General features: G+C 57.1%; 13 protein-coding genes. 7 read left to right on the top strand and 6 right to left on the bottom strand.

Annotated features, from left to right (window positions below; genetic code table 11):
• Positions 1-49: 49 nt before the first annotated feature.
• Genes AC0L6S_RS21950 through AC0L6S_RS21935 form a run of 4 tightly spaced genes read right to left on the bottom strand, consistent with a single transcriptional unit; the run spans position 50 to position 4,202 of the window.
• Positions 50-1,177 carry an acyl-CoA dehydrogenase family protein gene (locus tag AC0L6S_RS21950; RefSeq protein WP_473426236.1) on the bottom strand — a complete coding sequence of 376 codons (1,128 nt, stop codon included), beginning with the start codon at positions 1,175-1,177 and terminating at the stop codon, positions 50-52.
• A 9-nt stretch (positions 1,178-1,186) separates the two neighbouring features.
• Positions 1,187-2,389, bottom strand: a complete 1,203-nt coding sequence (locus tag AC0L6S_RS21945) for an acyl-CoA dehydrogenase family protein (protein ID WP_473426235.1) — start codon at positions 2,387-2,389, stop codon at positions 1,187-1,189.
• Positions 2,390-2,394: 5 nt separating this feature from the next.
• Positions 2,395-3,027 carry a glutathione S-transferase family protein gene (locus tag AC0L6S_RS21940; protein WP_473426234.1) on the bottom strand — a complete coding sequence of 211 codons (633 nt, stop codon included), beginning with the start codon at positions 3,025-3,027 and terminating at the stop codon, positions 2,395-2,397.
• A gap of 2 nt (positions 3,028-3,029) precedes the next feature.
• Positions 3,030-4,202: an acyl-CoA dehydrogenase family protein gene (locus AC0L6S_RS21935; protein WP_473426233.1), complete on the bottom strand. Its 1,173-nt coding sequence runs from the start codon at positions 4,200-4,202 to the stop codon at positions 3,030-3,032.
• A 199-nt stretch (positions 4,203-4,401) separates the two neighbouring features.
• On the opposite strand from AC0L6S_RS21935, the gene AC0L6S_RS21930 reads away from it, so the two are divergent.
• Positions 4,402-5,589, top strand: a complete 1,188-nt coding sequence (locus tag AC0L6S_RS21930) for an NnrS family protein (RefSeq protein ID WP_473426232.1) — start codon at positions 4,402-4,404, stop codon at positions 5,587-5,589.
• Between the two features lie 35 nt (positions 5,590-5,624).
• Here AC0L6S_RS21930 and glpE read toward each other — a convergent pair whose 3' ends face one another.
• Positions 5,625-5,924 (bottom strand): thiosulfate sulfurtransferase GlpE, encoded by a 300-nt coding sequence (glpE, locus tag AC0L6S_RS21925; RefSeq protein ID WP_473426231.1) that lies wholly within the window; start codon positions 5,922-5,924, stop codon positions 5,625-5,627.
• Between the two features lie 246 nt (positions 5,925-6,170).
• Here glpE and AC0L6S_RS21920 point away from each other — a divergent pair, with 246 nt between their 5' ends.
• Together AC0L6S_RS21920 and glsA are read left to right on the top strand one after the other, a co-directional pair.
• Positions 6,171-7,856 (top strand): PAS domain-containing sensor histidine kinase, encoded by a 1,686-nt coding sequence (locus tag AC0L6S_RS21920; protein ID WP_473426230.1) that lies wholly within the window; start codon positions 6,171-6,173, stop codon positions 7,854-7,856.
• Positions 7,857-7,926: 70 nt separating this feature from the next.
• Positions 7,927-8,964, top strand: a complete 1,038-nt coding sequence (gene glsA, locus AC0L6S_RS21915; RefSeq protein ID WP_473426229.1) for a glutaminase A — start codon at positions 7,927-7,929, stop codon at positions 8,962-8,964.
• A 28-nt stretch (positions 8,965-8,992) separates the two neighbouring features.
• On the opposite strand, the gene AC0L6S_RS21910 is transcribed toward glsA, so the two are convergent.
• Positions 8,993-9,211 carry a hypothetical protein gene (locus AC0L6S_RS21910; RefSeq protein WP_473426228.1) on the bottom strand — a complete coding sequence of 73 codons (219 nt, stop codon included), beginning with the start codon at positions 9,209-9,211 and terminating at the stop codon, positions 8,993-8,995.
• A 172-nt stretch (positions 9,212-9,383) separates the two neighbouring features.
• Here AC0L6S_RS21910 and AC0L6S_RS21905 point away from each other — a divergent pair, with 172 nt between their 5' ends.
• From AC0L6S_RS21905 to AC0L6S_RS21890, 4 genes are all read left to right on the top strand, one after another.
• Positions 9,384-10,376: a prenyltransferase gene (locus tag AC0L6S_RS21905; protein ID WP_473426227.1), complete on the top strand. Its 993-nt coding sequence runs from the start codon at positions 9,384-9,386 to the stop codon at positions 10,374-10,376.
• Positions 10,377-10,466: 90 nt separating this feature from the next.
• Positions 10,467-11,027: a NapC/NirT family cytochrome c gene (locus AC0L6S_RS21900; RefSeq protein ID WP_473426226.1), complete on the top strand. Its 561-nt coding sequence runs from the start codon at positions 10,467-10,469 to the stop codon at positions 11,025-11,027.
• Positions 11,028-11,258: 231 nt separating this feature from the next.
• Positions 11,259-12,140: a DmsE family decaheme c-type cytochrome gene (locus tag AC0L6S_RS21895; RefSeq protein WP_473426225.1), complete on the top strand. Its 882-nt coding sequence runs from the start codon at positions 11,259-11,261 to the stop codon at positions 12,138-12,140.
• The gene (locus tag AC0L6S_RS21890) at positions 12,137-14,422 is read left to right on the top strand and encodes an MtrB/PioB family decaheme-associated outer membrane protein (protein WP_473426224.1); all 2,286 of its coding nucleotides are present in this window, start codon (positions 12,137-12,139) and stop codon (positions 14,420-14,422) included. Before AC0L6S_RS21895 ends, AC0L6S_RS21890 begins: the two co-directional genes overlap by 4 nt.
• Positions 14,423-14,427 lie beyond the last annotated feature (5 nt).

The following is a 14,427-nucleotide window of genomic DNA, read 5'->3' as shown; positions in this document are numbered from 1 at the left end:
GGCAGCGAGGGAAATCAAGATTTCTCGCCACTGGCACCGAACAAGACGTTTAGTCCAACAGCAGGCGAGCCAGGCGCTTGCGGTGATGCTGAGCGTCGCCAAACTGTTGCTGGCTCCACTGCGCACGGCGGACATACAGTTGCGCATCACACTCGTAGGTAAACCCCATACCGCCGTGGAACTGCACAGCTCGGTCACCAGCATACAACAGCGTCTGACAGGCCTGCGCCTTGGCCATACGACAGGCGATTTCAGTATCGGTGTCCAGCGCGCCATCACCTACCAGCGTAGCTGCGTGGTAAACAAACGAGCGCGCAGAATCCGTGTCTGTCAGGATATCCACTGTCGGGTGCTTCAAGGCCTGATAGGAGCCGATCAACTTACCGAACTGTTTGCGGGTTTTAAGATACTCAACAATGGTATCCAGACATGCGGCGGCTGAGCCTGTCGCCTCGGCCGCCACCAGCAGCGCGCCCAGCAAGCGAACGTCGCGCAGCGCAGCGGCCACCCCTACACCGGCAATGATATTGTTCTCATCGACCTGAACACCGCTGAAATCCACATTGGCAGAACGCTTGGTCTGGTCTATCAGGGTATTGGCTCGCAGCGCGCCCGCCGGCAATTGATCTGCACGCACGACCGCCAGTGCCCCCTCCCCCTTGTACAGCACAGAAACAACAAACAGGCTGGCAACGGTGGCATCGGGCACGTACTTCTTGCTCCCCTGCAACACGCCCGTGTCATCCAGCGTCAGCGCAACCGCCTCATTCCCCCAGTCGCCATCTTCCAGCAACGCCAGGGTCGCAGGCTCACCCGCTGCAATGGCCGGCAACAGCCGCTCTTTCTGTTCCGTGTTGCCACTGCGTAACAGCAACTGTGCGGCGAGTGACGTGCTGATCAGCGGCGTACCCAGCATCGCGCGCCCCATCGCCTCGACCACCGGCACCAGTGTCGCAACACCCATTGCCGAGCCGCCACAGGATTCGGGCAGTGCGATACCGGCCCAACCCAATGACACCATCTCATCCCACAGGGCCGCATCGAACCCGGTTTCGGTATCCAACTGCGCACGCACACTGGCGATCGGCGATTTATCCTGACAAAACTGCCGCGCCACATCCAGCAGCATGGCCTGCTCTTCACTGAACTGCAGTGCAGTATTTCCCACAACAGACATAATGACTCCCTACTTCGGCAAACCGAGAATGTGCTCGGCAACAATATTGGCCTGCACCTGACTCGTGCCGCCGCCTATGGTCGCGGAAAAACTATTGAAGTACGCGCGCTGCCAGAATCCGCCCTGGCGCGCCTCATCATCACCCACATACAGGGCACCTTCAGCGCCCTGCAGATTAATAGCCAACTGACGCATACGCCGCGTCAACTCGGTGAGCCTGAGCTTGTTCGACAGCGGTAGTGAACCGGGATAGTCGGTGGTAAGAGCAGCAATACGCGCGCGCCTGTCACCGAGTATCATCGCTTTTTCCTCCATGATGGCCTGCACTAACTGGTCGCGTACCACAGGGTCCTTCAGAACCGGTTCACCATCACGGTTTACGCCGTCGAGCTGGTCGATCATGTCATCTACCGTCACCCGCACCATGGCTTGTCCACCAGCGGCGCCAGCAGCTGCACCGCGCTCATACTGCAGCGTCTGCATCGCAATTTTCCAGCCCTGCCCCTCTTCACCCATCAGGCAATCCGCGGGTATGCGCGCATCGGTGAAGAACGTTTCGGTAAAGCCAAATTCGCCGGTGATCTTTCGAATGGGGCGCGTCTCAATGCCGGGTAACTGCATGGGTGACAGGAAGAAGGAGAGGCCATCGTATTTGCGCGGGGCATCCGGATTGGTGCGCGCCAGCAGGATCATATACTTGGCGAAGTTACCCATCGTAGTCCAGATTTTCTGGCCGTTGATAATGTACTCATCACCATCGCGCACTGCGCGCGTCTGCGCATTACCCAGATCCGAACCGTGCTCCGGCTCGGAAAAGCCCTGGCACCAGACATCTTCTGCGGTGAGGATCCCCTTGAGGTACCTGGCCTTCTCCTGCTCGGTACCGATATCGTTGATCAGCGGTCCGGCCCAACCCAAACCGATCACGTTGAAGCAGATCGGCACACGGTTGCGACGCATCTCCTGGTCGGCAATGCTCTGGAAAGCCGGGTCCACCCCGCCACCGCCGTACTCCTTCGGCCACGCCATGCCCAGGTAACCCGCTGCCCACACTTTGTGCTGCCACTCGCGCAGAAACTCCAGTTGCCGCTCATCACCGACTTCCATAAATGTCTGCGGCAACAGAAACCCGGGATCGGGCGGGTTGTTCTCTTTCATCCAGGCGCCAACCTCTGCCCGGAACTCCTGTAGTTCTTTTTCACTGGTCGTCATATTCGTTAATCCCTGCTGGGGAGCGCCATGGGCTCACCCTGTTCATTGGCACGTTTAAACGCGGGTCGCTCCATCAGGCGATCGAGGTAGGCCGCTGTCTGCGGTTTATAGCGCTTATCCAACTGTATCTGCCGGCCGAGGTAGAGCGCATAACTCACCGCAATATCCGCAATCGTGAAACGGTTGTCGACGAGGTAGTCGTTTGATTCGAGGTGGGCATCCAGACGCCGCAGGCGCGAGATATACCACTTGGCGTAATCGTCAGCGACGGCCTGTTTCTCGGGTGTCGGCTCGAGATAGTAGTAACGCATGGAAATGGTTTGCGGAAACGTCAGTGTCGCATCAGCATGGTGCAGCCAGTTAAGGTAAGCGCCATACTCCGGGTGAGACGGTTCCAGGCCAAAGTCATAGCGCTGGTAGCGATCCACCAGATACTGGCAGATGCCTACCGATTCCGTCATATGGGTATCACCATCGACAAAATAGGGCACGGTACCGAGACTATTAACATCCAGATACTCGCGTTGGAACAGGCGCGGCGGGAACGGTAGGATCTCCACCTCGTAATCCAGTTCCATTTCCTCAAGCGCCCACAGCGGCCGAAGTGAGCGCGCGCTGTTGCAATGCCATAATTTCATCTCTATACCCCGTACTGGCGCGCGGCCAGATCACGCATGATTTCCTCCGAGCCGCCGCCGATCGCGTTGACCCGCACCTCACGATATATCCGCTCCACCCTGCTGCCGCGCATATAGCCGATGCCGCCCAGTATCTGCATCGCCTCGCGCGCGCAAAATTCCATCGTCTCGCTGGCCTGCACTTTGAGCAGCGCAATGTCTCCCGGGTTTGCAGTGCCCGCTTCAATGGCTTCAAAGCATATACGGATATAGGCCTGGGTGGCATTCAGTTTTTGCTTCATCTGCGCGATTTTGTGGCGGATCACCTGGTGGTCGGCGAGCCGCTTGCCGAAGGTCTTGCGCTCTCGCGCCCAATCGACGGCCTCTTCCAGGCAAACCCGGCCCAGCGCCTCCATGCCCGCAGCCATCGCCATGCGCTCGGCATTGAAGTTCGTCATGATCACGAGAAAGCCCTGGTTTTCCTCGCCGATCAGATTGCTTACCGGCACACGCACATTATCAAAATACAGTGTGGCTGTATCAGACGCCCACCAACCCTGCTTTTTATCCAGCTGCGTGCGGCTGAAACCCTCGGCATCGGTGGGAATCAACAACATCGAAACCCCTCTGGCACCTTCCCCGCCGGTGCGTACCGCCGTGGACACCCAGTTGGCGCGCATGCCGCCGGTGATATACGTCTTGGAGCCATTGACGATGTAGTGATCGCCGTCGCGCACGGCTGTGGTGGCCAATTGCGCCACATCCGAACCGCCCCCGGGCTCGGTGATACCCAACGCGATGTGTTTGGTGCCGGCCAGAACCGGCGGCGCCACCATCTCTTTTAGCGCCTGTGAACCCCAGTTTAGAACCGGTGGCAGACCAATACCGTGCACCATCAGGCTGGCGGGTATACCCCCGGCACCAATGCGCGCCAACTCCTCATTGGCAACCCACATATGCCAGGAATCAATACCCTCGCTGATACCGCCAAACTCCTCCGGATAGCCCAGACCAAGCAAACCGACAGCGGCTGCCTTGGGCCACAGTTCAATGGGGATATGGCAGTCTTCATCCCAGTCATCGGCGTAGGGCATGATTTCCGCATCGATAAACTTGCGCAGTTGCCTGCGCCACTCGTGATGCTCTTCGCGCAGATTGGGGTTAGGAAGACGTGCGCTGTCAAAGTCCAGTGCCATAGCTTGTTCTCGCAACGGTGCATGATTTTCGGGCATCCATACTAATGGAGAGTGCCCTTGAGTGCATGCGCAAGTGCGCCATCGAGTTGGGCAACGGTGACAGCCTGCTATCACTCACGAGCAGCGTCCGCCGACAGTTGTTAGCAAATGGCGACATGATGTACTCTCGGCACACCCTATCAAATCGGTCGACCGTCATATGAAGCACAGTACGCCCGATACAACGCCTGCGGCCATGCCGCTGTGGCAACTGGCATTTCGTGCCGGCTTCCTGCTGGCAGGCGCCTTCGCCGTACTCGCGATGTCGCGCTGGCTGTACTGGATGTGGCAACCCCAGAGCTGGGATTTCAGCTTGTTTCCCGGCTGGTGGCACGCGCACGAGATGGTGTTCGGTTTTGCGATGCCGGTGGTCGCCGGTTTTCTACTATCAGCGGTGGCGACCTGGACCGGCATTCCCGGCACCAAAGGTTGGCGCCTGCAATTACTGTTTGGCTTGTGGCTTCTCGCTCGCGCGGTGCTGTGGCTACTACCGCAGCAGCTGCTGCTAGCGTGGCTGGCAGAGATGCTTTTTATCGGGCTGTTGACCTATGAGCTGACCAGCCGTGTATGGGCCCGCAGGCAGTGGCGCAATATACTGTTTACGCCCGTACTGTTGGCGCTGGCAGTACTGAGCAGCGCCAGTTACTGGAGCGCGGACGACCCACTGCTCAGTGTGCGCCTGCACTACGGCGCAGTGTGGATGATCACTGTACTGATCGTGATAATTGGCGGCCGGGTTACGCCGCTGTTCACCGGCAACCGGTTGGGGTTGAAGATTTCACCGCTGCCAGTATGGTTCGAAAGCCTGGCTATCGGCAGCACTGCGCTGATAGCACTGATGATGGTGTTTTCGCCGCTGCAGCAGGGAAGTCCAATGCTGGCGATTTTCTGCCTCGGGGCGGGCATTATCCACATGATTCGGCTGGCACACTGGCAGGGTTGGAAAACGCTGGGCGTACCCCTGCTGTGGTCCATGCATCTGAGCTACCTGTGTATCCCGCTGGCGATGTTCGGGCTGGCGCTGGTCGGCGCACAAGCCGTCGCGAGTAAAAGTGTCATGCACCTGCTGGCCATCGGCAGTATTGGCGGAATGATCCTGGCGATGATGTCGCGGGTGTCACTGGGGCATACGGGCCGGCCACTGAAAGTGCCGACGTATCTTGCATTTGCATTCGCGCTGGTGTTTCTCGCCGCCGTGATACGCGCGACACTGCCGTTGCTGGATATCGCGCTAACGCTACAAGCATGGCAGCTGTCTGCAGTACTGTGGATTATCGCGTTTACGCTCTTCATGGTGCGTTATACGCCTGTACTGGTGCGCTCCAGAGTGGACGGCAAACCGGGGTAGCCACTGACAGTGGAGCCCCGAATGGCCACCGGGTTTCAGTATTTCTGTCGCCAGGCCTCGTAACCGCCATCGACGCTGTACACGTCCATAAACCCCTGCTCGGAAAAGTAATCCGCCGCACTCTGGCTGGAATTACCGTGGTAACAATAGAGAATCAGCGGCGTATCTTTGTCTGTGTCGGCCACAAACGCCTCCAGCGTATCCTGCTGGATGTGTATGGCGCTCTCTATGCATCCCGCACTGTAAGCATCCGCTGCCCGCACATCGGCAATGGTAACTGTACCTGAGTCCATCAGTACTTTCGCTTCGTCAATCGAAATTCGTTTGTAGGGCATGATCTTCTCCGGGACTTTCAGTCAATTTCAAAAACATGTTTACGGCAATGTACGCTGTCCCGCCGTACCTCCACAACAGTTGCGTCCGCCGCCGGGCGCTGAGAAGCCTGATGACAGGGACTGCGACGAGATATAGCTGGATTATCGCGATAAAGCGGTCTATCGGTATCGGCCAGCCCACCAAAAATACCACTTTTGCGTGATGTTTTAAGGTATACAATAGAAAAGGATGGATTGCCACACCTCATGGATTTTGTCGCCTGCCGGGAAGATAATGGCGATAAACGAGCAACCGTCTGTGACCCTTGCATTGTCAAGGGCAGTCAGTTTCCACCGCAGGATGGGACGGAGGAGCACAACATTTCAAAGCATGATTTGAGACAACTGTCTTTCCAGTACATGCAAGATGGCTTTTCAATTGTGGATCTGGAGGGAGTCCATGTGGACGTCAATCCCGCACTGTGCCGGATGACGGGTTTTACAGCCGAAGAACTGGTCGGCTCCAACCCCACCCACCTGTACTGGCCGCCGGAGGAACGCGAGCGCATTCAGTCGGCCTTTGCCAGAACACTAAAGGGCGATCTCGCGCAGATTGAACTGACGTTTATGCATAAAAATGGAACGCGGTTTCCGGTGATCGTGAATCCCTTTGCTATCAGAGAGCCGGACAACAGCATTCGCTACTATGCCGCCACCGTGGTGGATGTCACGCAACAGGAAAACATGAAGGCCGAACTGCGCAACAGCGAGGTGCGCTTTCGCACATTGTTTGAGAACGCCGGTGATGCCATAGCTATACTAAAAGATTTCCAGATCATTGATTGCAACAATAAGCTACTGGAACTGTACGGATTCACGCGAGAGGAAGTCTGCTCCAGACCTCTGTTCTCTTTCTTCTCGCCAACCCAGCCCGGAGGAAAATCCTCTCGCCAGTTTCTTGAGGAGATGGTGCAGGCAGCTCGCTCCGGCACGCCCCAGACATACGAGTGGCACGGTGAGAAATCTGATGGCAGCCCGGTTGTGGCCGAAATAACCCTGAATACCTTCACGCTCGGCAACGCCAGCTTCGAGCAGGCGATCTCCCGCGATATTACACAACGCAAACTAATGGAGCTCGAGCTACTCGAACTTAACAAGACGCTAGAGAGCAGAGTGGCACAGCGCACCGAAGAATTGGAAGCAGCCTGCAGCGAACTGCTGGAGAGAAATGTCCAGTTTCGGGAATTAGCCAGAAAGCTGACACTGGCAGAGGAGAACGAGCGAAAACGCATTGCGCGGTTGCTTCACGACAACCACCAGCAGCTACTGGCGGCAGCAAAAATTAAGGCAGAGATGCTGACCGACGAGTTGCACAGCTGGGACCCCATTGAGACCGGCCGACAAATCGTATCAATACTCGAGCAGGCGATGGATGGTACACGTTCACTCACCATGGAGCTTGCCCCCCCGATTCTTTACGGGCAGGGTTTCGTTGCAGCGCTGCAGTGGTTGGGACGCTGGATGGAGGAGAACTATCACTTGCAGGTGGACGTTTCCGGGACTCTTCCCGCGACGCCCATGTCGGCCGATATCAGCGGGGTACTGTTTCGAACGGCACGGGAATTGCTATTGAATGTGAGTAAGCATGCCGGTGTTCGCAAGGCAGAAGTAACAATCGCGATAACCAATCGGCGACTGGAAGTCTCGATTTCGGATGCGGGAGTGGGGTTTGATCTCGCCGACGTTCTGCAGCAGCGGGCCTATGGCTTGCTGAGCATCCAGGAGCAACTGATCCCGTTCGACGGCTGGCTCGATATCAACACTGTCCCGAAGGGAGGAACCCGATGCACCCTGATGATTCCACTGTCAGATACCGAAGGCATTCAGCCGCTGGTAACGCCCGCCGCGAATGATAACCCAACGCCGCCCGGTAACCAGGGGCAGACCCAGTGAGCAGGACAAAAAACGGGGGAAGGTGCCAGTGATGCGCAAGAAATACCGGGCCAAGAATGGAGATATGACCATGAATAGATCTAACGCCGACTCACCAAACTTAGCCACAACCTGGCTGACCTGCCTGTTGCTGCTGATCCTGAGCGGACCATCCATTGCAGCCACGACAGAAGCGGCTGCAATACAGGCGGCTATCGACAAGGCCTACGCTGACTACAAAAACCTCGAAGAGGGTGCCAACGCCGATTACATCCCGGCACTGGCAAAAGTGAACCCCGAACTCTATGGAATCGCACTGGTGACGACTGACGGCACAATGTATACCGCAGGTGATATCAAAACCGAAGTCTCCATACAGTCTATTTCCAAGGTATTCACTATGGCCAAAGTCATGGATGAATCCGGCCCGCAATCGATCTACGACAATATGGGGGTCGACGCTACTGGTCAGGTGTTCAATTCCATTGTCGCGATTGAGCAGTACCAAGGTGCCGAGATGAACCCACTGGTGAACCCCGGCGCCATTGCCGCCACAGGCATGGTGAAGGGCGACAACTATGATGAGATCTGGTCCAGCCTGCTTGGTTACTACAGTGAGTTCGCCGGACGCAAGCTGACCGTGCTGGAAGACGTGTATGTCTCGGAAGCCGAAACCAACCAGCGAAACCAGGCGCTGGCGATGCTGATGTATGCCTACGGCCGTATCGAGGGCGACGCACTGCAGGCGACCGATATCTACACCCGCCAATGCTCTGTGGGAGTGAATACGCAGGATCTGGCATACATGGCCGCCACACTGGCGAATGGCGGAAAAAACCCCGTCACCGGCAAACAGGTCGCGAACATTGAGAATGTCCCTGAAATTCTCGCAGTGATGGCCACTGCCGGCCTGTACGACGATTCCGGCAAATGGCTTTATCGTACTGGCCTGCCGGCGAAGAGCGGTGTGGGCGGCGGCATTATTGCGGTATCCCCGGGGAAGTTCGGCATAGCGGTGATCTCACCGCGGCTGGATGCTGCGGGTAACAGCGTGCGGGCACAGAAAGCGATAGCCGATATTTCCAACGCACTGGGCGGTAATCCCTACGTAGTACAACCACTGGACTAACCGGGCGGTGGAAACCGCCTGTTTGCATTCACAATGGGCGGATTGGAATGCGCTCAGGGTGCTCGTTTACACTGTTCGCCACCGCCTGGCCACCGCCTGCACACCGGGCTCTCCAGCGCGTTATCAGTTTAGGCTGGCAGGTAACTGCCCCTGCATCGCTCTGCGGGTAGTTGCGGCGCTTCTTCTTGTCCAGTTCCTCAATCACCCGCGCTTCCTCCCACTGAAACTGCTGTATGGTTTGGCTCAACTCGAAATTGATGACCCTGGTCGGGCTTACCCTGGCGAATACACATTATCGAGATACTTCGAAATCTGTCAGCGCGAACACAGCGGCGGCTTTCAATTCAAAATCCATCCGTTTACTTTACCCGGGTTTTCCCCAAAACTAGCACGCGATACCTTGAGGAATCCAACCATCAATGATTGATATCAGAATGTGGGGCCGTGCTCTGGGGCAGATGCCTAAATTGTCACACAGTGAGTGGCAGGAGTTGGACCCAGTAGCGAAATGGCTGGTCGCCTGTCGCGCCTCGGTCTTATTCATGACATTCACAGCCGCAGCCCTGGGCGGCCTGATGGCCTGGAGAGCTGGGTATTTCCAGTGGGACCTATGGCTTGCGGCCGTCCTCGGCCTGCTGTTCGCACATGCCACCAACAACCTGCTCAACGACTACACCGACTCGCGCCGCGGTATCGACAAGGACAACTACTACCGCAATCAGTATGGCGTGCATGTACTGGAAGACGGCCTGATGAATGAGCGCCAGTTCTGGCGCTATCTCGGCGTAACTGCAGGCGTCGCACTGTTGCTCGGTGGCTGGCTCGTGTTCCAGCGCGCCGGCCTTACGCTGGACCTGATGCTGGCCGGCTCTTTTTTCGTGCTGTTCTACACTTGGCCACTGAAGTACTACGGACTGGGTGAACCCGCCGTTCTTCTGGTCTGGGGGCCGCTGATGGTGGGCGGCACCTACTATGTCCTGAGCGGAAGCTGGAGCGCGGATGTCGCCTGGCTCAGCGTGGTGTTCGCGCTGGGCCCCACCACCGTGCTGTTCGGCAAACACACGGACAAACTGGAAGCCGACAGAGCCAAGGGAGTGAATACGCTGCCAGTGATCATCGGTGAGAAAATGTCGCGGCGCGCCATCAGCGTAATGGTCTGTGCGCAATACATACTGTGTGTCATCCTCGTACTGACGGGCAGTTTCCACTGGCCGCTATTGCTGGTGTTGCTCAACCTACCGCGCCTGCCAATGCTGTTTAATGAATTGCGCAGCAGCAAGCCAGAATCACCCCCCGGCTGGTTCCCTGCCAGTGTCTGGCCGCTGTGGTTTTCCGCTCTCGCATTCAGTCACACACGCCGCTTCACCTCGCTTTTTCTCGTTGGCGTACTGCTCGATACCCTACTGTACTAAACTGGTAATTTTCGTAGGGATATTGCGCCTCAAGTTCTACGTAAGTATTATCCGAAACAGCAGATTGTCACACAGCGCGAGATGTTGAACATGGATGATAGCCCCCGTAAAGGATGGTTGGCAAAGCTACGCAAACCCTCAGCGTCTCTTTCGGTGCTCAGTCTTGTATGCATCGGTATCGCCGTGGGCATTTTCGGCCTGCTGGCCTTTGACACCACCATGCACGCCACCAGTACTGAGGAATTCTGTGTCAGTTGCCACGAGATGGACATTCCGTACGCGCAACTGAAAACCACACCCCACTACAGTAATCGAACCGGCGTAACAGCCACCTGCTCCGACTGTCACCTGCCAAAAGAGTTCGTACCGAAAATGATTCGTAAGGTAGAGGCCGCCAGGGAAGTGTGGGGCACAATGACCGGCATTATCGATACGCCCGAAAAATACGCAGCCCATTTGCCGGCAATGAAAGCGCGGGAGATCGCGCGCATGCAGGCCAACGACTCGCAGGAGTGTCGCAACTGCCACAACATGGAGCGTATGAAGCCCGATCTACAGGGCAAAATGGCGGCGCGTTTCCACCAGCCCGAGCGCAGGAAGGACAAGTCCTGCATCGACTGCCACGCGGGTATTGCACACCCGCAGGACTAGCCATCGCCTGAAAGCGGGGGAAGAAATATTGATCTGGATCAAGAAGCCCTCCCATGTTGGCCTCTGCCGCGTATAAACTCCAGTTCAGATGCACGATACTGGGCGCAGATGTCATAATATGATGACAATGAAAGACCACCCGTTGCACTGCAAGAGCGTGTCGGGACTATCCGGCAAGGGATTGGTTCACCGGAGAGCGCAATACCAAATAAATTACAGCGTGGGTCAGGCATGACGACAACCATACTCAGAACACTGCTTGGTGTATGCGCTGCGCTGCTAATGCACAGTGCTGTTGCCGCCGAGAGCGAACCGGGATGTCTGGACTGCCATCAGGCGGATGCCGATTCTTCTGTCCACGCGATTTTCAGTACCGTACACGGCTCTCTGCAAGGTGGTGGCGCGGCCAGTTGCACAGCCTGTCACGGAACCAGCGAAGCGCACGATCGCAGAGGCAGGAAGGCGCCACCGGATATCAGTTTTGGCCCACAGTGGCCCTCCGATGCAGAAACTCGCAACGGCGGTTGCCAAAGCTGTCATAACAATGACGATCTACTGCTGTGGATGGGCAGCTCCCATCAACAGGAAGATCTGGCCTGCAACGACTGTCACCGCGCACACCAACCCGAGACGCTCACCCGCGGCGACACCTCCCAGCAATTGTGCCTGAATTGCCATACGCAGGTACGCGCCGAACTGCACCTGCCGTCACGCCACCCGATTGTGGAGGGAAAAACCGCCTGTACTGACTGCCATAATCCCCACGGGGGTACGGGTGAAGCAGACCTACATCAGGTAACGCTTAACGACAACTGCTTCAGCTGCCACCAGGACAAGCGCGGCCCCTTCCTGTGGGAACATCCGCCGGCGGCGGAAGATTGTGCCCTGTGCCATCGACCGCATGGCTCCGTCAATGAGCCTCTGCTCACCGCCAGGGGCCCGGCGCTGTGTCAGCAGTGTCATGCGGCGGCCTTCCACCCCAGTGTGCCCTATGGCAGTGAGAGCCTGTCCACTGGTACCGCCAGCCAGAACATACTGGGTAAAAACTGCTTGAATTGCCACAGCCGGGTACACGGCTCGAATCACCCCTCCGGCGCGCGGCTGACACGATGAGCAGCAGAGGGCGCCAAAGGAACCCGATAGGCATAGCCTACGTGTTGGCGATGGCCAGCTATGCCCCGTTCGTCGGCGCGGCAGATACCAGCAGTGAAGAAGCCGCTGCCAATAACACACCTCTGGCACTGCAGAATCTGCCTTCATCCACCAGCAGTGCGACTGCCTCTGGTAACAGCGCCCGGATCGGGCTGGGGTATACCAGCCAGGACAACTATATGTTCGGCGAGTACAACGGGCTAAGCAAGCAGGGCGTGAACGCCATCGCCGACCTGTACTGGCAAGATTTTCACGAAGGCGACAACTACTGGCAACTCTCCATGACGAATCTGGGACTGGATACGCGAGAGGGCGAGCTGGTCTGGGGGAATGCCGACCGCCTGCGGCTCACCGTGGGCTTTGACTCACAGCAACAGGTACGCAACGACAGTGGCCAGACGCCTTTTCGCGGCAATGTCACACAGTATTTGCCGGGTAACTGGGTAACAGGCCAGAGCACGGATGAGTTCTCAACTCTCGATGAATCCCTGCGTGACTTCGACCGCGTCATCAACCGCGACAAGGTCTTTATCGGCCTCGATACCCGTATCAATGATCAATGGCGCCTGCGCAGCAACCTCTCCTACGAAGAGAAGGAAGGGCATGGCGATACGGGCGCGGCAATCTATATCGACGGTTCGGGTGCCGATGCAGTTCTATTGCGTTCGCCGATTGATTACGCCACGACAGAATTCGATCTCAGTCTCGCCTACGATGGCGAGCGACTGCATCTCAACGGCGAGGTCGCCTACTCGAAGTTTGACAACGACGACGATCTGCTGGTCTGGCAGAACCCCTACAACGCCTTCGGTACCGATGTAATGTATCCCAATGGTACCGGCGGTATGGGGCTGGCGCCCGACAACGACCAGACCAGTGGTCGCCTGATTGGCCACTACCTGTTCTCACCAAAAGTACGACTGCAATTTGATGGCAGCTACGCACGCGCAGCCCAAAATCAGGACTATCCGCTATACACGGTGAATGATGCTCTCGTGGTCACCGTGCCGGAACCAGCAAGCGATTTTGACGGCGCGGTGGATATCAGCACAGGTAACTTGCGCCTGCTGCTGAACCCCCTGCCGAAATTACATGCCGAACTGTTTTATAAACTGCGTGACCGGGATTACAACACCGACAGAAACGGCTATCTCTATGTGCGCGGCGACGGCAGTAACCAGCCGGCGTCACCGCAGACGGTCTACAACACCGACCACGATTACACCTCGCAGACGGGGGGCATTGAAGCCAGCTATCGCCTGCCACTGCGCAGCAAGTTAACCGCCGAGTACGCTTACGAGGAAGTGAAGCGACGCAACGCCGAGGTTGAAAAGACCGAGGAAGATCGCTACACACTTAAATACCGTATCAGGCCGTGGTCCAATTTCAGCAGCAGTGTATACCTTGGATACGCCGACCGCGCGGCCTCCACCTACGAATGGGCACAGGATTACTACGCACTACTGGATACACAGCTGATCAATGCCACGCCGGACAACCAGCGCTATATCAATCACCCGCTGCTGATGAAGTACTACATGGCAAATCGTGAACGCTGGGAAAGTGGCGCCGATTTTAACTACCTGCCCACATCGCGCTGGAATTTGAGCCTGAACCTGCAATGGCAGGACGATGACTACAACAAGAGCGCCCTCGGCCTGACCAGCTCCAAGTGGTACCGCGCGAACTTCAGTGCCAGCTACGCCCTGTCTGACAAACTGTTCGGGAGCATCTATACCGGCTATGACCGCTACGAGGCTGACCAGAGCAGCCGAGCATTTCGCGGCGGAGCAGAAAAAGATGCGTTTGCGATCTATCCCCCGCTGCCTCAGGCCAGTGACCCGGACCAGGACTGGGATGTTAACAGTACCGACGACAGCATCACGCTGGGCGCAAACCTCGAGTGGCAGGTAGCACCGGAAATACAGCTCACGCTGGATTACAGCTATGTCGATACCCAGGCCAGGCAGGATGTCTCTACGCAACCGGGGAGTACCGTCACTGCCTCGGACCTGCCCGATGTAAACACCACCATGCATCACGTGCAGGCCAGCGGAATTTGGCAACTGCGGGACAACCTGTCCCTGCAACTGGACTATCAGTATTACTCGTTCAAATCCGATGATTGGGCCTGGGAGGATGTGCAGGCAGACACTATTTCAAAGGTGCTGACCTTAGGGCAGAGCAATCCGGATGAAGATATTCACTACATAGGCGCGTCCGTCATTTACAGCTGGCAGTAGCGCCG

The sequence above is a fragment of the Halioglobus sp. D3-4 genome (assembly GCF_055809315.1).
Note: the sequence above shows the minus strand (reverse complement) of the source record. Positions and strands in the feature narration are given on the sequence as shown.

Coding starts and splice junctions, on each gene's coding strand:
- glpE (WP_473426231.1), bottom strand. CDS start 5,924: ATGCCCTACAAACGAATTTCGATTGACGAAGCGAAAGTACTGATGGAC.
- AC0L6S_RS21935 (WP_473426233.1), bottom strand. CDS start 4,202: ATGGCACTGGACTTTGACAGCGCACGTCTTCCTAACCCCAATCTGCGC.
- AC0L6S_RS21895 (WP_473426225.1), top strand. CDS start 11,259: ATGACGACAACCATACTCAGAACACTGCTTGGTGTATGCGCTGCGCTG.
- glsA (WP_473426229.1), top strand. CDS start 7,927: ATGAATAGATCTAACGCCGACTCACCAAACTTAGCCACAACCTGGCTG.
- AC0L6S_RS21930 (WP_473426232.1), top strand. CDS start 4,402: ATGAAGCACAGTACGCCCGATACAACGCCTGCGGCCATGCCGCTGTGG.
- AC0L6S_RS21945 (WP_473426235.1), bottom strand. CDS start 2,389: ATGACGACCAGTGAAAAAGAACTACAGGAGTTCCGGGCAGAGGTTGGC.
- AC0L6S_RS21900 (WP_473426226.1), top strand. CDS start 10,467: ATGGATGATAGCCCCCGTAAAGGATGGTTGGCAAAGCTACGCAAACCC.
- AC0L6S_RS21905 (WP_473426227.1), top strand. CDS start 9,384: ATGATTGATATCAGAATGTGGGGCCGTGCTCTGGGGCAGATGCCTAAA.
- AC0L6S_RS21940 (WP_473426234.1), bottom strand. CDS start 3,027: ATGAAATTATGGCATTGCAACAGCGCGCGCTCACTTCGGCCGCTGTGG.
- AC0L6S_RS21950 (WP_473426236.1), bottom strand. CDS start 1,177: ATGTCTGTTGTGGGAAATACTGCACTGCAGTTCAGTGAAGAGCAGGCC.
- AC0L6S_RS21890 (WP_473426224.1), top strand. CDS start 12,137: ATGAGCAGCAGAGGGCGCCAAAGGAACCCGATAGGCATAGCCTACGTG.
- AC0L6S_RS21920 (WP_473426230.1), top strand. CDS start 6,171: ATGGATTTTGTCGCCTGCCGGGAAGATAATGGCGATAAACGAGCAACC.